The 16,672-nt window shown below is 69.5% G+C and carries 11 protein-coding genes; 5 read left to right on the forward strand and 6 right to left on the reverse strand.

The features are described 5' to 3' along the window. Nucleotides 1–122: 122 nt before the first annotated feature. Together ACIRDX_RS06750 and ACIRDX_RS06755 are read right to left on the reverse strand one after the other, a co-directional pair. Nucleotides 123–2,981, reverse strand: a complete 2,859-nt coding sequence (locus tag ACIRDX_RS06750; RefSeq protein ID WP_396624638.1) for an ATP-binding protein — start codon at nt 2,979–2,981, stop codon at nt 123–125. A gap of 185 nt (nt 2,982–3,166) precedes the next feature. After that, nucleotides 3,167–4,012, reverse strand: a complete 846-nt coding sequence (locus tag ACIRDX_RS06755; protein WP_396624639.1) for a DMT family transporter — start codon at nt 4,010–4,012, stop codon at nt 3,167–3,169. A 277-nt stretch (nt 4,013–4,289) separates the two neighbouring features. Here ACIRDX_RS06755 and ACIRDX_RS06760 point away from each other — a divergent pair, with 277 nt between their 5' ends. Together ACIRDX_RS06760 and ACIRDX_RS06765 are read left to right on the forward strand one after the other, a co-directional pair. Further along, nucleotides 4,290–5,645, forward strand: coding sequence for a Gfo/Idh/MocA family protein (locus tag ACIRDX_RS06760; RefSeq protein ID WP_396624640.1), 1,356 nt, complete (start codon nt 4,290–4,292; stop codon nt 5,643–5,645). A gap of 93 nt (nt 5,646–5,738) precedes the next feature. Then, entirely contained in the window at nt 5,739–6,377 is a 639-nt protein-coding gene (locus ACIRDX_RS06765; protein WP_396624641.1) for a DUF2911 domain-containing protein, read from the forward strand. A gap of 88 nt (nt 6,378–6,465) precedes the next feature. Here ACIRDX_RS06765 and ACIRDX_RS06770 read toward each other — a convergent pair whose 3' ends face one another. After that, nucleotides 6,466–7,476 carry an SMP-30/gluconolactonase/LRE family protein gene (locus ACIRDX_RS06770; RefSeq protein ID WP_396624642.1) on the reverse strand — a complete coding sequence of 337 codons (1,011 nt, stop codon included), beginning with the start codon at nt 7,474–7,476 and terminating at the stop codon, nt 6,466–6,468. Between the two features lie 58 nt (nt 7,477–7,534). On the opposite strand from ACIRDX_RS06770, the gene ACIRDX_RS06775 reads away from it, so the two are divergent. Further along, nucleotides 7,535–8,374 (forward strand): c-type cytochrome, encoded by an 840-nt coding sequence (locus ACIRDX_RS06775; RefSeq protein WP_396624643.1) that lies wholly within the window; start codon nt 7,535–7,537, stop codon nt 8,372–8,374. Nucleotides 8,375–8,399: 25 nt separating this feature from the next. Here the strand turns inward: ACIRDX_RS06775 and rhaM are convergent, their stop codons facing one another. Together rhaM and ACIRDX_RS06785 are read right to left on the reverse strand one after the other, a co-directional pair. Further along, nucleotides 8,400–8,723: an L-rhamnose mutarotase gene (rhaM, locus tag ACIRDX_RS06780; RefSeq protein WP_396624644.1), complete on the reverse strand. Its 324-nt coding sequence runs from the start codon at nt 8,721–8,723 to the stop codon at nt 8,400–8,402. An 85-nt stretch (nt 8,724–8,808) separates the two neighbouring features. Next, on the reverse strand, nt 8,809–9,201 hold the full coding sequence (locus ACIRDX_RS06785; protein ID WP_396624645.1) for a VOC family protein: 393 nt from the start codon (nt 9,199–9,201) through the stop codon (nt 8,809–8,811). An 86-nt stretch (nt 9,202–9,287) separates the two neighbouring features. Here ACIRDX_RS06785 and ACIRDX_RS06790 point away from each other — a divergent pair, with 86 nt between their 5' ends. Both ACIRDX_RS06790 and ACIRDX_RS06795 read left to right on the forward strand, forming a co-directional pair. Further along, complete coding sequence (locus ACIRDX_RS06790) at nt 9,288–11,882, forward strand: glycosyl hydrolase family 95 catalytic domain-containing protein (RefSeq protein ID WP_396624646.1); 2,595 nt, start codon at nt 9,288–9,290, stop codon at nt 11,880–11,882. 233 nt (nt 11,883–12,115) lie between these two features. Beyond that, on the forward strand, nt 12,116–15,388 hold the full coding sequence (locus ACIRDX_RS06795; RefSeq protein WP_396624647.1) for a carboxypeptidase regulatory-like domain-containing protein: 3,273 nt from the start codon (nt 12,116–12,118) through the stop codon (nt 15,386–15,388). A 167-nt stretch (nt 15,389–15,555) separates the two neighbouring features. Here the strand turns inward: ACIRDX_RS06795 and ACIRDX_RS06800 are convergent, their stop codons facing one another. Further along, complete coding sequence (locus ACIRDX_RS06800; RefSeq protein WP_396624648.1) at nt 15,556–16,614, reverse strand: NAD(P)-dependent alcohol dehydrogenase; 1,059 nt, start codon at nt 16,612–16,614, stop codon at nt 15,556–15,558. Between the last annotated feature and the right edge of the window lie 58 nt (nt 16,615–16,672).

Here is a 16,672-nt window from a genome sequence, read left to right on the forward strand (position 1 = left end):
AGCGGCAGTGCCTCCGCGAGTTCACCTGACCCGCCCCCCGCAGTCAAGCTCAGCGACAACAGATCGGGGTCGGCAGTCGGCAGTCGGCAGTCGGCAGTCGGGAGTCGGGGAGCGGCCCCGGGTCAGGTGGTGGCGACGGGCTGGCCGATCGGCACTCGGCCGAGGGCCTGGCGCAGGTCGTTCAGCTGCACGGGCTTGGGCACGAAGTCGTTCATGCCCGCGGCCAGGCACTGCTGTCGATGCTCGTCGAGGGCGTGCGCGGTGAGCGCGATGACCCACGGGTGGGCCCCGTGCGCCTCCCGGATGCGGCGCGACGCTTCGAGCCCGTCCATGACGGGCATCTGCAGGTCCATGAGCACCACGTCGTAGTTGGTGCGCGCCACGGCGTCGATGGCCTGCTGCCCGTTCTCCACCACGTGGATCTGGTGGCCGAGCACCTCGACCAGGTGCGCGATCACCTGCTGGTTGACGAAGTGATCATCGGCCAGCAGGATGCGCAGCGCCCGCGTCGCCTCCGCGGGCGCCAGCTCTCGGGGCGGGCCAGGATCGGCCGGCGCCTCGGCCGCGCGCAGCGGTACTTCCACGAAGAACTGTGCGCCCTCGCCCAGCACGCTTTCGCACCAGAGGCGCCCCTCCATCATCTCCACCAGGCGCTTGCTGATCGCGAGGCCGAGGCCGGTGCCCCCGTAGCGCTTGGTGATCGACGCATCGCCCTGCTCGAACGGCCTGAAGAGGCGCGACAGGCGCTCGGGCGCAATGCCGATCCCCGTGTCGCGGACCTCGAACAACAGCCGGTCCTCGCCGTGCAGGCCCGGGACGCGGCGCACCCGCACCGTCACGCCGCCCCGCTCGGTGAACTTCACCGCGTTGGTCACCAGGTTGAGCAGCACCTGGCCGAGTCGCAGCCCGTCGAGCTGCGCGGCCGCCGGCAGGCCGGGCTCCAGTTCCGACCGCAGCGTCAGCGACTTGCCCGTGGCGAGCGGCTCCACGCACTGCACCGTGACCTGCACGAGGTCGCGCAGGCGCGTCGGCTCGGGGGCGATCTCGAGGCTGCCCGACTCGATCTTCGACATGTCGAGCACGTTGTTGATCAGCCCGATGAGGATCTGGCCGCTCGACCTGATGGTCTCGACCCGCTGCCGGTGGCGCGGCGCGAGCGTGTCCTGCAGCAGCAGGTCGGCCATCCCGATCACGCCGTTCATCGGCGTCCGGATCTCGTGGCTCATGTTGGCGAGGAAGTCGCTCTTGGCGCGGTTGGCCTGCTCGGCACGGGCGCTGGCGCGGGCCAGGTCCTCGGTGCGGGCCTTGACGCGCGCGTCGAGCTCGCTGAGTGTGGCCTCGAGCTTCGCGTTGGCGTCTTCCCGCGCGCTGAGCGCCGACTGCAGCTGGGCCTGGTTCTCGTGCAGGCGCTCGAGCATCGCGCCGAGGTCCTCGGCCAGTTGCCGCACCTCGGTGGGGGCCGCCGCCCCCATGTCGGGCATGTTCGTCGTCGTGCCCGGTTCGGCCCCCGCCGTGGCTTCGAGGAGCCGCTCGAGCGGACGGGTGACGCGCTCGGCGGCCAGGTTGGCCAGCGGCAGCGCGATCAGGAGCATCAACAGCGCGCCCGCCATGGTCACGCGATAGAAGTCGGCGATCGGTTGTTGCACGACGCGCACCGGGACGCGGGCGTACACGGTCCACGGCACCCCCTGGACGGCTGCCGTGCCGACGAGGAAGCGGGTGGGGAAGCCCATGTTCGGCTCGCGTTCGTAGTGCGTGCGCCCCCCGCGCGCCGCGCTGCTCACCCATGGCCCCTTCGAGACGTCGCGCAACAGGGTGGCGCCATGCGGCCCCGTGCTCGCGACGACGCGGCCCCGGTCGTCGACGACCACGGCCGAGCGCTCCGCCGGCACGTAGGTGCCCGCCACCTGCCCGAGGAACTTGAGGTCCAGCGAGCCCTCGATCACGCCGGTGAACCGCCGCTGCCGGTCGTGCAGGGGCGCGCTCAGCGCCACGATCGGGTCGGTGCCGAACCCGCGCCCCAGGAACACCTCAGACGTGAACGGCCGGCCCGTGCGCGCGGGCTCGCGGAAGTAGGGCCGGTCGGCCACGGTGCGCCCGCCCGAGTTCTGCTCGGGCTGGCTGCGATCGTTGACGCGCGACGATCCGGCGACGATCCAGCCCTGGTGGTCGGCGACCAGCATCGTCAGGAAGCCACGATGCAGCCCGTGCGCCGCCAGCAGGGCGCCGGTCACGTCGCCGCGCGCCGACTGCGTGCTCTCCACGAGCAGCGCGGCCGAGGCGAGCGCGTCCTCGTGCTCGCGGACGTAGTCGGCGACCTGCCGCGCGAGGCGATAGGAATGCTCGTTGAGTGCCGTGAGTTCCTGGCGCTCCGCATACTGCGCGAAGACGCGCCCGAGCCCGAAGCCGAGGAAGAGCACCGGCACCACGGCCAGCGGCAGGAACGTGTGGAAGATCTGCTGCTTGAGCCGCGTGTCGCCCCCGCGCACCGGGGCGCCGCGCAGCAACCCGACCACGGCCGGTTGCGCCGCCAGCAGCGTCGCGATCACGGTGTTGACCAGGCTGTTGAGCGGCTGCTTGGCCATGACCAGCGTGACCGAGGTCGGGTCGTGCTTCTGGATCAGCAACTGCACCACGAGGATGAACGGCCAGCCGATCAGCAGCCAGTACGCGACCGTCGCCAGCACCGGCTGCCATCGCCGCCGCCGCACCAGCGCCACGACGCACAGCACCTCACCAGCGGCCAGGACCACCATCTGGCTGGAGCCCGCCTCGATGGCCGTGCGCAGGGTGGCCAGGATCGCCGTGATCACGCCGGCCGCAGGCCCCAGGACCAGGCCGAGCAACAGCGAGAACGCGCCATCGAGCCGCAGCACCGACCCGTCGAGCAGGGGCAGCCCGTGCTCGATGCTGCGATCGCCGAGGATGCCGGCGAGCAGCACGACAATCGCGACGCGAAGCAGGTGGGGCAACTGGCGCATGGACGGTGGAGGAGGCTAACGCCCGGGACGCCCCGGGTCAACCGGGTTATCGGCGCGCGCGGCAGAAATCGCAGGGGCATACCCAAGGGCAGGTCTCGCTCCCTGCCCTCGTCAGGTGACGGGTCCCCCGTGGGTGTGTCGGCAGGCAGGCGGTGCGGGCAGGCGCCGCGCCTCCCCGGTGCGAATCAGGTGTGGACCGGCGCCGGCCGCCAGGCGCGCGCGGTGGTGGCCACCAGCACGAGGCCGCCGCCGAGACTCCCGACCAGCCCCGGTGTCTCGCCGTGGACGAGGAAGGTCCACAGCGGGTTCAGCGCGGGTTCCAGCAACAGCAGCAGCGAGGCCTCGAGGGCCGGCAGCTTGCCGATGCCCCGCGTGAGCAGCACATACGACAGCGCGAGCTGGAAGCACCCGAGGTAGCCGATCACCAGCCAGTCGACCGGGCGAGCCCCGACGACGGGGAAGGCCAGCGGGGCGCACAGCAGGAACGCCAACACGTTGCCGTAGAACGTGGCCGTCATCGCGCCGCGAAGCCCGTCCTCGCGGGAGATGCGCCGGACACCAACCAGGACCAGGGCCCACGTGACGCCGCTCGCCGTGGCGATGACGTTGCCGAGCAGGGGATTGGGCGCCGTGGTCGAGGGCGCGACAGACCCGGTGAACAGGAGCACGAGGCCCAGCCCCACCACCAGCAGGAACGGCACGTCGCTGGTGTGCATGCGCTCGTCGAGCAGCCACGGGCCGAGCAGCACCAGGTACAGGGGCGCCGCGGCCTGCAGGAACACGGCATGCGCCGACGTGGTGAGCTTGTTGGCGACGATGAACGAGATGAACGTGACGGCGATGATGAGGCCGACGCCGAGCGTGCGCCATGTCGGCCGCAGGTGGATCCGCGCCACGAGGAGCAGGAAGACGGCGGCCACCGCGGAGCGGAAGCCGGCCACCTGCCACGACGTGAGGGTGGTGGCCTTGACCACCATGCCGGCCGTGGAGAAGAGCACGGCGGCGATCAGGACCTGCAGGCGTCCACTCATCGGGGCGGGATGGTATCAGGGTCAGGACTCATGACTCTCGAGTCATGAGTCCTGACCGAATGCCGCGATGCGGCGATGCCGGAATGCCGAAGGCCAAAGGCCAACGTCGCAGGTGCGTCCAGCCCCCAGCGCCACGCCCCCAGCACCACGCCCCCAGCACCAAGCCCCCAGCACCAAGCCCCCAGTTTCCAGCCCCCAGCCCTGTCGCCGTCGTATCCACATGTGCCGATGGCGTGATGGCTGTCGACGGGTCGCCGAGTATGGTGAAATGCGGCGCATGTCGTTGTCCTCATCTTCGTCCGCCCGCCTCTCGCGTCGCGCGTTCGTCGCGCGGACGCTCGGCACCACCGGTGCCCTCGGCCTCGCGCCCCTCACCGGGCTGGCGCGCGGCGCCACCGTCCAGGGCGCCAACGACGCGGTCGGCGTCGGCGTCATCGGCGCGGGCATCCGCGGCGAGATCCTGATTCGTGCCACCAAGTCGATCCCGGGCACGCGGATGGTCGGCGTCGCCGACATCTACGACGGGCATTTCGCGCGCAGCAAGGAAATCCTGGGCGACGGCCTGGTCACGACGCGCGACTACCGCCAGCTCCTCGACAACAAGGACATCCAGGCCATCGTCATCGTCACGCCCGACCACTGGCACAAGCAGATGGCCCTCGAGGCGATGGCGGCCGGCAAGGACGTGTACATCGAGAAGCCGATGACCCACAGCTGGGAGGAGGGCGACGCCATCATCGCCGCCGCCCGCAAGCACCAGCGCATCGTGCAGGTGGGCAGCCAGTGGGCGAGCATGCCCGGCAACGCCAAGGCCATCGAGATCATCAAGAGCGGCCGCCTCGGGAAGGTGACCCAGATCAACGGGGCGTTCAACCGCAACACCGCAACCGGCGCCTGGTACTACCCGGTGCCGCCCGATGCGTCGCCCGAGACCATCGACTGGGCCCGCTTCATCGGCCCCGCGAAGAAGGTGCCCTTCGATGCCGAGCGGTTCTTCCGGTGGCGCCTGTACTGGGACTACTCGGGCGGCCTGCCCACCGATCTGTTCGTGCACCTCATCACGGCCACCCACACGCTGATGGGGGTGTCGATGCCGAGCAAGGTCTTCGGGATGGGCGGCGTCTACCGGTGGAAGGACCGCGAGGTGCCCGACCAGATGTCGGCGGTGGTGGACTACCCCGAAGGGTTCACGCTCAACCTCGCGTCTACCGCCAACAACGCGCACGCCAGCCCGCCACTGACCATCCTCGGCACCGAGGGCGCCCTCGAGTTCTACGCCAACCGGCTCGTGGTGCACCACGAGCCGCTGCTCGAGAACTACACCTACTCGACCAACCACTTCTCCGCCGCGCAGAAGGACGCGTTCGCGGCCAAGCACGATCTCGATCGGGCGTCGATGCGGCCGAAGGCCACCGCGACCCAGAAGCCGTCGCCCGCCGAGGAGATCAAGGTGGAGGGCGGCGACGCGACCGTGCCGCACATGGCCGCGTTCTACGACAGCGTGCGTACCCGCAAGGAGCCGTTCGAGAATGCCGACATGGGCCATCGGTGCGCCACGGTCGGGCACATGATCAACCTGAGCTACCGCAAGGGCGCGCTCGCGCGCTGGGACGGCAGGCGTGTGGTGGTGTAGAACAGGGCTCAGGGCTCACGGCTCAGGGCGAAGGTAGAAGGTAGAAGGTAGAAGAGCGAAGAAACAAGGATGAAGGGATACGAACACGTGCGAATGCTGAAGATACTGACGATGACGGCGGCGAGCGTGATGCTGGCCGCGACGGTGACGGCGCAATCGGTGCCCGAGGTGAAGCTACCTCCGTCGCCAGCAGGACAGGCGTCGGTGCAGGTGGGCGGCACCTGGACGAAGTCCGACGACGGCCAGCGCTATCAGGGCGGCAAGTGGATCGTGGTGGACTACGGGCGTCCGCTGCTGCGCGGCCGCAAGAACATCTTCGGCAGCGGGGCCGAGTACGGCAAGGCCGTCCTGGACGGCACGGCCATCTGGCGGGCCGGAGCCAACGCCACGACCACGCTCACCACGCAGGCGCCCCTGATGCTCGGCGGCAAGCGGCTCGAGCCTGGCATCTACAACGTCTTCGTGGACCTCAAGCCCGGGGCGTGGACGCTGGTGCTCACCAACCAGCCGCGGCAGGCCAAGTACGACCCCAACGACAAGGTGAACCTCTCCGGCGCGTACAACTACAACCCGAAGTTCGACGTCGCGCGCGTGCCGATGATGGTGGACTCGGTGGACTACTCGGTCGAGCAGTTGATGATCACGTTCATCAACGCCACCGACACCTCGGTGGTCATGGCGATGGCGTGGGAGAACACCGTGGCGCTCGCGACGCTGGAAGTCGCGAAGTAGGACGCAAACCTACAGGGTAGGGCGCGGTGTCCCACCGCGCCGCTGTGGAGGGCGGCCGGGTGGGACACCCGGCCCTACCTCGATTCCCTCACCGCGCCGCGACCGTCTCCACGTACACGCTGTAGAGCGACTGGCTCGCCGTCATGAAGAGGCGATTGCCCTTCGCGCCCCCGAAGCACAGGTTGCTGCAGACCTCCGGCAGGTCGATCTGCCCGATGTGCGTGCCGTCGGGCGCGATGATCCGCACGCCGTCGTAGCCCGCCCCCACCCAACCCGCGCTCGCCCAGATGTTGCCGTCGGCGTCGCAGCGGATGCCGTCGGCGCCGCCCTTGCCCATGTCGTGGAACAGGCGTCGGTTGGCCAGCCCCTTCCCGTTCACGACGTCGAAGACATGGATGCCGCGCGGCCACGCAGCCGACGGGTTCTCGGTGTCGGCGACGTAGAGCTTGGAGTAGTCCGGCGAGAAGCAGAGCCCGTTGGGCCGCTTGATGGCCTCGGTCATCGGCGTGGCGACCTTCGTGGCCGGGTCCCACCGGTACACGCGCGTGGGGAGCTTGAATTCCTCGAGCACGCCCTCGTAGCGCGAGAGCAGGCCGTACCCGGGGTCGGTGAACCAGAGCGATCCATCCGGATGCGCCACCACGTCGTTGGGCGAGTTCAGTGGCTGTCCGCCGACGCCGTCCACGAGCACGGTGATCGTGCCATCGGGCTCGGTGCGCACCACGCGGCGGCGTTCGCACGTGATCAGGCGGCCCTGCAGGTCGCGCGTGTTGCCGTTGCAGTTGTTCGAGGGTTGCCGGAACACGCTGACCTCGCCGGTCTCCTCGGTCCAGCGCAGCATCCGATTGTTGGGGATGTCGCTCCAGATCAGGCAGCGGAGGTCGCCGAACCACACGGGGCCTTCGGCCCAGCGGCACCCGGTGTAGAGCCGCTCGACCACCGCCGCGCCGACCCGGTACTTGCCGAACCGCGGATCGAGTACGCGCACCGCGGGATCGGGATAGCGGGTGACGGCAGGCAGTTGGCCGGCGGCCTGCGCGCGGGCGGTCGGCGCGAGCGCGCCGATGGCGGACAATGACAGGAATGCACGACGGTCCATGGGGCGCCTCCTCGGGCCTGCCTACGAGTGTGCGCAGACGATACATGAGCGACCGCGCATGACACCACTCCGCGCCTGGATCGTCCGCATCGTCCTGCTCGGCCTCGGCAGCGCGGGCCTCGCGTCGGCGGCGGTGTGGCTGGCCTCGGAGCGCCGGCTCCACGCCACCGAGACCTGGCCGCAGCCCGTTCTCGACGCGGTCCCTGCCGATGAGGCGACCGTGCGCGAGGGTGAGCGTCTCGGGCGGATTCTCGGATGCCCGAGTTGCCACGGCCCGGCGATGGCGGGTGCCCCCGTGCGCGATGCCCGCACCGGCCTCGACCTGGCGGCACCCAACCTCACGCGCGTGCGGCATGCCTACACGAACGACGCACTGGCGCGGGCCATCAGGGCCGGCGTGGACCGCGACGGGCGCGCGTTGTACGGGATGCCCGCGCGCGACTTCCGGCATCTGTCGGACGAGGACGTGCGGCGCGTGATCGCCTGGCTGCGGGCCCTGCCCGAGCGGGCCGATGCCCTGGCCCGCCGCGGCCCCGGCGTCGGCGCGCGTCTCCGCCTGTTGGTGGGACGTGCCGTGCCGGATGCGCTCGCGGTTGGGCCTGTCACGCCCTCGTCATCGGAACCAGACGCGGCGACGCGGGGACGCTATCTCGCCCATGTCGCGTGCGGCGAATGCCACGGCGCCACCCTCGAGGGCGACGGCGCGCGCGTGCCGCCGCTCACCGTGGCGGTGGCCTACACGGAGGCCGCATTCGCGCACCTGATGCGTACCGGCGAGACCCCGGGCGGTCGCGATCTCACGGTGATGGACGACACGGCGCGCGCCCGCTTCACGCACTTCACCGACGAGGAGATCGCGTCGCTCTACGCGTACCTCAGGCAGCGGGCCGGGCAGTAGGCTTTTCGAGCCCTGAGCCTTTTTCTCACTGCATCCTGAACACTTCGCGCAGCGGCACCTGCACCGGCGACTGGTCCGCGTTGGTATCCATGATGTCGGCCATCATTGCCCACCAGCGCTTCATGATCGGGTGGTCGGGCAGGGCGTCGAGCGTGTGGTCGGTGCGCCGTGTGAGCACCGCGAAGAGCGCCCGCGTCTCCTCGTCGAGGAAGATGCGGTACTCGACCACGCCCGACTCGCGCAGCAGGGCGTCGAGTTCGGGCCAGATCGCATCGTGGCGCCGCTGGTACTCGTCGGCCTGCCCCTCGTGCAGGCGCATGCGGAAGGCGACGGTCTCGGTCTGCGACATGATCTTCTTTTGGGGCTAGGGGCTAGGAGCTAGGAGCTAGGGGCCAGGGGCTGCAGGCAGCCTGTGGCCTGTCGCCTGTAGCCCTTCAGATCATCGGCGCGGCCCGCTTGGCCAGCTGGATCGCCAGGCCCCACGGGTCGCGCAGCATCACCAGGTGCGACCCGTCAGGGTGCCGCTGGTGCTCCAGGAGCACGGCGCCTGCCGCCACCAGCCGCTCCGTGTCGGCGTCCGGATCGGCCGAGGTGAAGGCCACGTGCAACTGCGCGGGATGCAGGTCCCCGTACATGTCGGCGCGCGCCACCGGGTTGTTGTAGATCTCGATCATCGCCCGGCGCGACGCGTCGGCGAGGAAGTGCATGTGCACGGGCGCGTCGCCGCGGCGCACGACCGTCATGCCGAGGTGCGTGACGTACCACTCGGCGACGGCGACGGGGTCGGCGACATTGATCGCGAGGTGCTCGAAGGCCAGTCCTGCCATGGCGGCAGAGTACATCACGGAATGCCGCGATGCCGGGAATGCCGCGAATGCGGAACGAGCAGCCCACCTGACGTAGGATGCGACGCGTGAATCGCCGGAATCGAACACCCTCGGGGGTGCCCCTCCGGACGTCCGGCCGCCGGACGTTCCTCGAGTCGTTACTCGCGCTTGGGGCCCTGCCGCTCCTGCGCGGCGGGCTGCTTGCCCAACCAATCGGCGGCGGCACATCGCTGCTGCAATTGGCCTACGCGCGGCCCGCCCGGCAGTGGGTCGAGGCCCTGCCGCTCGGCAATGGCCGGCTCGGCGCGATGGTGTTCGGTGGCGTGGGCGTCGAGCGCCTCCAACTGAACGAGGACACGCTGTGGTCGGGCGGGCCGTCCGACTGGAACAACCCCGGCGCCCGCACGGCGCTTGCCGACGCCCGTGCCCTGGTGGCTGCAGGCCGCTTCGTCGAGGCCGACGCGGCGGCCAAGCGGATGATGGGGCCGTACACGCAGTCGTACCTGCCCCTCGGCGACCTGCATGTCGTGTTCGATCACGGCGACCTGGGGCGCGGCTATGCGCGCTCGCTCGACCTCGCCACGGGGGAGGCGGTCGTCTCGTACCGGCAGGGGCCAGCCACGTTCACGCGCCGCGTGGTGGCCAGCCATCCGGACCAGGTCATCGCCCTGCACCTCACCTGCGACCGACCCGGCCTGCTCGGGTTCGAGGCGCGGTTGTCGAGCCCCTTGCATGCCGCCACGCGCGCCGATGGCGAGGCGCTCGTGCTGCGAGGGCGCGCCCCCTCCCACGTCGAGCCCAACTACGAGGACGTTGCCGACCCCGTGCGCTATGCCGACGATCGCGGCATGACGTTCGAGGCGCGCATGGGTGTCCGCACCGACGGCCGCATGTCGATCACCGCCGAGGGCGTGCGCGTCGCCGGGGCGTCGCACGCGACCCTGTACGTCGCGATGGCGACCAGCTTTGCCGGGCCCGATCGATCGGGCATGGCCGACGGACGCGATCCGGCTGCGGCGACATCGGCGCAGCTTGCGGCCGCACGGCAGCGCGACTGGGACGCACTGCGCGCCCGCCAGCGCGAGGATCATGCGGCGCTGATGTCGCGCGTCACGCTCGACCTCGGTGCGGCCTCGGCAGCACTCGTGTCGCGACCGCTCGACGTCCGCCTTGCCGAGGGACCCGCCGACGACCCGTCGCTGGCCACGCTGTTGTTCCAGTACGGCCGCTACCTGCTGATTGCCTGCAGCCGGCCTGGCACGCAGCCGGCCAACCTGCAGGGGCTCTGGAACGATCAGGTGCGCGCGCCGTGGAGCAGCAACTACACGGTCAACATCAACACCGAGATGAACTACTGGCCGGCCGAGCCGGCCAACCTCGCCGAGTGCCATGCGCCGCTGCTGGCGATGGTCGGCGAACTGGCCGTCCCCGGTGCCGAGACGGCGCGCGTCAACTACGGCGCCCGTGGCTGGACGACGCACCACAACACGGACCTGTGGCGGCAGACGGCGCCGGTCGGTCGTTTCGGCGAGGGCGACCCCGTGTGGGCGTCGTGGCCGATGGGCGGCGCCTGGCTCTCGCAGCACCTGTGGGAGCACTACGCCTTCGGGGGCGACAGCGCCTGGTTGCGCGCCACGGCGTACCCGCTCATGCGGGGCGCCGCCGAGTTCTGCCTCGACCTGCTGGTGCCCGACGCCGACGGCCACCTCGCGACGTCGCCCTCGACGTCGCCCGAGCACAAGTTCCGCCTCCCGGACGGCCGCTTCGCCGCCACGAACGCTGGCAGTGCCATGGACCTGGGGATCACCTGGGACGCCTGCACGAACGTGCTCCAGGCCGCCGCGATCCTCGGCATCGACGACCTCGTCACCGCGCGCATCCGTGAGGCGCTGCCCCGGCTCCGCCCCTACCGCATCGATGCCAACGGCGCGCTGCAGGAGTGGGGCGTCGACCTGCCACCGCAGGATCCGTACCACCGCCACTTCTCGCACCTGTTCGCGCTGCATCCGGGCAGGCAGATCACGCCGTTCTCCTCGCCGGAGCTGTTCATGGCCGCACGCAAGGCCCTCGAGTTGCGCGGCGACGACGGCACGGGCTGGTCGCTGGCGTGGAAGGTCAACGCGTGGGCGCGGCTGCGCGACGGCGATCGCGCGCATCGCCTGCTCGTGCGGCTGCTGCGCCTGGTCGACGAACTCGGCGTGCGCATGAGTGCGGGCGGCGGCGTGTACGCCAATCTGTTCGATGCGCACCCGCCGTTCCAGATCGACGGCAACTTCGGCGCCACGGCAGGGATCTGCGAGATGCTGCTGCAGAGCCACGCGGGCGCGCTCGACGTGTTGCCCGCCCTGCCCGCGGCCTGGCCGCGCGGGCGCGTGACGGGGCTGCGGGCCCGCGGCGGCTTCGATGTCGACCTCGCGTGGGACGCAGGCCGCCTCGTGAGCGGGGAGGTGCGGTCGCGCCTCGGTGGCATGTGCCGGCTCCGCAGCACGACCCCGTTGCGCGTGCAGGGGGCGTCGACGCGCGCGGTGACCGGACCCAGCAGCAACCCGCTGCTGGCGACGCACGCCGTGGCGACGCCCTTGCGGGCCCCTGGGGCCACGGTGCCAGCGCTCCCGTCGTGGTCCCTGCACACGATCGATGTGGAGACGCGCCCGGGAGGGACGTTCACGGTCAGGGGCTGACGGCCGACAGGCGTACAGGCGACTGGCTGCCTGCACGCCCGCATGAGGTTCCTCTCCCCTGGCCTGCCTCCGAGCGCGCCGGCAGTCGGACCCGCGGTCCGCGCGCTGGCCGTCCGTGGTGCCCGAAGGCACCAGTGTCACGGTGTCGTTGCATGGCGCCGGTACCGTGGGACCCGTCTTCGACGGCTCCCCGCCCGGGGCGACCGTTCGCGTCTGCGCCTTTCTTGCCAACCATGACCCGATACCTGCATTCCTTCCTGCGCGCCCTGGCGTTGCTCTGCGCGCTCGCCCCTGCGGCCCACGCGCAGTTCGACAGCGCCACCGTGCTCGGCTTCATCAGTGACCAGTCCGGCGCGGCGATGCCCGGCGTGACGGTCACCCTGACCAACCCGGCCACCGGCATCTCGACGACGGCGGTGACCGACGACCGCGGGCAGTACCAGGTGCTCAACGTGCGGCCCGGCTCCTACACGGTGAGGGCAGAGCTGCAGGGCTTCACCACGGCCATTGCCGACAACGTCGTGGTGACGGTCAATGCGCGCCAGCGCGTCGACCTGTCGCTGGCGGTGGGCGGGGTCGGCGAGACGGTGCAGGTGACCGGCGCCGCGCGCCTGCTCGAGAGCGAGTCGAGCGACCGCGGCACGGTCATCAGTCGTGAGCAGATCGTCAACCTGCCCCTGAACGGGCGCGCCTACGCCGACCTCGCGCTGTTGAGCCCGGGCGTGCGCCGCTCGTCGATCGCCACGTCGCGCGACGCCTCGTTCAACGTCAACGGCCTGCGCAGCGCGCTGAACAACTTCATCCTCGACGGTGTCGACAACAACTCGTACGGCACCAGCAACCAGGGTTTCTCGAACCAGGTGGTGCAGGTGTCGCCCGATGCGGTCGAGGAGTTCAAGGTCCAGACCAACAACTTCAGTGCCGAGTTCGGGCGCGCGGGCGGCGCGGTGATCAACGCGTCGTTCCGCAGCGGTACCAACCAGTTCCGCGGCGCGGCCTGGGAGTACAACCGCAACACCAAGCTGAACGCGACCGGCTTCTTCAAGCCCTCCTCTGGCGTCAAGCCGGAGATGAACCGCAACCAGTTCGGCGGCGTGCTCGGCGGGCCGATCGTCCGCGACCGCGCCTTCTTCTTCTTCAACTACGAAGGGTTCCGCGAAGTCTCCAAGCAGCTCACGTTCGCCAGCATCCCGACGGCGGCGCAGCGGCAGGGCAACCTCGGCGTGCCGATCCGCAACCCGATCACCGGTGAGGTCTATGCCGATGGCGTGGTGCCGCAGTCGGCCATCACGTCGTTCGCCAAGCAGGTGCTGGCCGGCCTGCCGGATCCGACGCGGCCTGGGCTCTCCAACAACTTCGACTCGATGCCGCGGCGCGAGGACTTCAACGACAAGTTCGACATCAAGTTCGACCAGAAGTTCGACGCGGCGACCACGGTGTTCTTCCGGTACAGCCACCGCGACGTCACCAACTTCGAGCCGGGCCCGATTCCCGGCGACATCGGCTCGCCGGCCAACAACTTCGTCGACGTGCTGAACAAGCAGTACGCGGGCGGGGTCACGCGCACGCTCACGGGCAACTCGCTGCTCGAACTCCGCGTCGGCGTGTCGCAGACCGATGCCGGCAAGTCGGCGCTCGGCACGGGCACGCCGAACATGCTGCAGGCGTACGGCATCACCGGCCTGCCGACCGACACCTACTTTGCGGGCGGCCTCACGCAGCAGTCGGTGGGCGGGTGGACGGCGTGGGGGCGGCAGAGCAGCAATCCGCAGTTCCAGAACCCGACAGTGATCAACCTCCGCGCGAACTACTCGTGGATCAAGGGCGCGCACACGCTCAAGACCGGCTACGAGTACCAGTCGATCAACACCGAGGTCGACGACGTGAACCCGAAGTACGGGTCCGACTCCTACTCGGGGCAGTTCAGCCGTCCGACGGGGGCGGCGGCCAACGCGCCGATCTTCAACCTCGCCGACTTCATGTTCGGGGCGCGCAGTTCGTACGACCTGGTCAACCCGTACGTGTTCAACCTGCGCCAGCGGATGCACTTCGGCTACCTGCAGGACGACTGGAAGGCGGCGCCGAACCTCACGGTGAACGTTGGCGTCCGGTACGAATTCGGCACGCCGCAGTGGGAGGCCGACAACTACCTCACCAACTTCGACCCGGCCACCAACACGCTCCTGCAGGCCAGCGACGGCTCGATCTACGACCGCGCCCTGGTCAACCCCGATCGCAACAACTGGGCGCCGCGCGTCGGCGTGGCGTGGAGCATCACGCCGAAGACCGTCGTCCGCTCGGCCTACGGCATGAGCTACATCCACTTCAACCGGCTGGGCGGCGAGAACCTGCTCTCGTTCAACGGTCCGCACGTCGTACCGGTGTCGATCACGCAGCAGCCGTCGCAGGGGCTCTGCTCGGGCAACCAGGCACCCACGACCTGCTTCCGCACGACGCAGCAGGGCTACCCCGAGGGCCTGAACGTGCCGGCCAACTTCAACCCGCTGAACGGGCGCGTCAACCACATCCCGAGCGACCTGAAGAGCGGGTACGTGCAGAGCTGGCACGTGACGCTGCAGCGCGAGCTGTTCTCGAACGTGATGGTGGACATCGCGTACATCGGGAACAAGAGCGACAACCTGATGATCCTGGCGGACCTGAACCAGGCGCGACCGAACCAGCCGGGCGAGAACACGCTGCTGCAGTTGCGTCGGCCGATCCAGGGCTACCAGTTCATCCAGACGGCCTTCGACGGCGGGCGTGCCGAGTATCGCGCGCTGCAGGTGAAGCTGGAGCGGCGCTGGTCGGATGGCCTGTACCTGCTCAACTCGTTCACGTGGTCGCGCGCCATGGACAACGCGTCGGGCCACCTCGAGACGGCCAACGGCGACAACAGCCGCGTGAACTACGCCAACCTCGAGGGCGAGTACGGCCTGTCGGGCTACAACCAGCCGCTGAACAACACGACGTCGGTGGTGTGGGAACTGCCGTTCGGGCGTGACCGCCGCTTCGGCAACGACTGGAACGCCATCGTCGACGGCATCGCCGGGGGCTGGCGCCTCACGCTGATCAACACGATCACGAGCGGGCTGCCGGTCAACCTGACCTATGCGCCGTCGGCGCAGTTCTCGGTGAGCGGCGCGCCGACCTACCGGCCGAACATCTCCGGCGACATCTACCCGGCCGAGGGGTCGAAGACGATCGACAACTGGTTCAACCGTGATGCGGTGACGACGCCGACCAATTCCTCGCAGCCGTTCGGCAACGCGCCCCGCAACGTCGCGGTGGGCCCCGGCATCTGGACGCTGGACCTGGGCTTGCACAAGAGCTTCCCGCTCGGCTTCCGGCAGGCCCGCCTCGAGGCGCGCGTCGAGGCGTTCAACGTGCTGAACCGCTCGAACTTCGGCGCCCCCAACGGCAACCGGTCGTCGACCGACTTCGGCACGATTCGGACGCTGTCGACCACGCCCCGGCAGATCCAGCTCGGGGCGCGCATCAGCTTCTGACAGACAAGGGCAGAAGAGTAGAAGAGTAGAAGAGCAAAAGGCAGAGCGGGAAGGAAAAAGGACGAAAGCGGGAAGAAGCCTTGAAGTCTTCAAGGCCCTTCCTGCTTCCGTCCTTCGCCCTTCCCGCTCTGCCTTTTGCTCTTCTACTCTTCTACTCTTCTTTCCTTCTATTTCATGCTGCTGATGTCGATCACGAAGCGGTACTTGACGTCGCTCTTCAGCATCCGCTCGTAGGCCTCGTTGATCTGCTGGGCCTTGATCAGCTCGATGTCGCAGACGATGCCGTGCTGGCCGCAGAAGTCGAGCATCTCCTGCGTCTCGGGCAGGCCGCCGATGAGCGAGCCGGCGATGCTGCGGCGGCCGAAGACCAGGCCCATCACGCTCGGTGACGGGTGCGAGTGCTCCGGGGCGCCCACCAGCACCATCGTGCCGTCGCGCTTGAGCAGGTTCACGAACGGGTCGAGGTCGTGCGACACCGCGACGGTGTTGATGATGAGGTCGAAGCTGCGCATGTGCGCCTGCATCGCCTGCGGATCCTTCGAGATGACCACCTCGTCTGCGCCCAGGCGCTTGCCGTCCTCGACCTTGCCGGCCGACGTCGTGAAGAGCACCGTGTGCGCGCCGAAGGCGTGCGAGAACTTCACGCCCATGTGCCCGAGGCCGCCGAGGCCGACGATGCCGACCTTCTTGCCGGGGCCGGCGCCCCAGTGCTTCAGGGGGGAGTACGTGGTGATGCCGGCACACAGCAGTGGCGAGGCTGCGGCCTTGTCGAGGTTGCCCGGCACCTTCAGCACGAAGTCCTCGGTGACCGTGATGCCCGTCGAGTAGCCGCCGTAGGTCATCTGGCCTGGCAGGTGCTTGTCGGGGCTGTTGTAGGTCATCACGAAGCCGAACACGTCGCAGTACTGCTCGAGGCCCGCCTTGCAGCTCTCGCAGGTGCGGCAGGAGTCGACCAGGCAGCCGACGGCGGCGGTGTCGCCGACCGTGAACTTCGTGACGGCGCTGCCCACGGCACTGACCGTGCCGAGGATCTCGTGACCGGGGACGCACGGGTACACCGTGCCCGGCCACTCGCTCCGCGCGGTGTGGAGGTCGGAGTGGCAGACGCCGCAGTACTGGATGTCGATCTGGACGTCGGTCGGGCCCGGGTCACGTCGGGTGATGGTCGTCGGGCCGAGCGGCGTGGTCTTGTCGAAGGCGGCGTAGGCGTGGGCGGAGTGAGGCATAGGACTCAAGCCTACGGCAATCCCGCAACAGATTCGCAACGAACGGTCCTGACGGGGC

The organism is Luteitalea sp., assembly GCF_044337415.1.
In the GTDB taxonomy this organism is placed as follows: domain Bacteria; phylum Acidobacteriota; class Vicinamibacteria; order Vicinamibacterales; family Vicinamibacteraceae; genus Luteitalea.

Bases quoted from the DNA above. Each gene is read 5' to 3' on its own strand.
- ACIRDX_RS06750 (WP_396624638.1), bottom strand. From the start codon at position 2,981: ATGCGCCAGTTGCCCCACCTGCTTCGCGTCGCGATTGTCGTGCTGCTC.
- ACIRDX_RS06795 (WP_396624647.1), top strand. From the start codon at position 12,116: ATGACCCGATACCTGCATTCCTTCCTGCGCGCCCTGGCGTTGCTCTGC.
- ACIRDX_RS06755 (WP_396624639.1), bottom strand. From the start codon at position 4,012: ATGAGTGGACGCCTGCAGGTCCTGATCGCCGCCGTGCTCTTCTCCACG.
- ACIRDX_RS06785 (WP_396624645.1), bottom strand. From the start codon at position 9,201: ATGGCAGGACTGGCCTTCGAGCACCTCGCGATCAATGTCGCCGACCCC.
- ACIRDX_RS06765 (WP_396624641.1), top strand. From the start codon at position 5,739: ATGCTGAAGATACTGACGATGACGGCGGCGAGCGTGATGCTGGCCGCG.
- ACIRDX_RS06800 (WP_396624648.1), bottom strand. From the start codon at position 16,614: ATGCCTCACTCCGCCCACGCCTACGCCGCCTTCGACAAGACCACGCCG.
- ACIRDX_RS06775 (WP_396624643.1), top strand. From the start codon at position 7,535: ATGACACCACTCCGCGCCTGGATCGTCCGCATCGTCCTGCTCGGCCTC.
- ACIRDX_RS06770 (WP_396624642.1), bottom strand. From the start codon at position 7,476: ATGGACCGTCGTGCATTCCTGTCATTGTCCGCCATCGGCGCGCTCGCG.
- ACIRDX_RS06760 (WP_396624640.1), top strand. From the start codon at position 4,290: ATGTCGTTGTCCTCATCTTCGTCCGCCCGCCTCTCGCGTCGCGCGTTC.
- rhaM (WP_396624644.1), bottom strand. From the start codon at position 8,723: ATGTCGCAGACCGAGACCGTCGCCTTCCGCATGCGCCTGCACGAGGGG.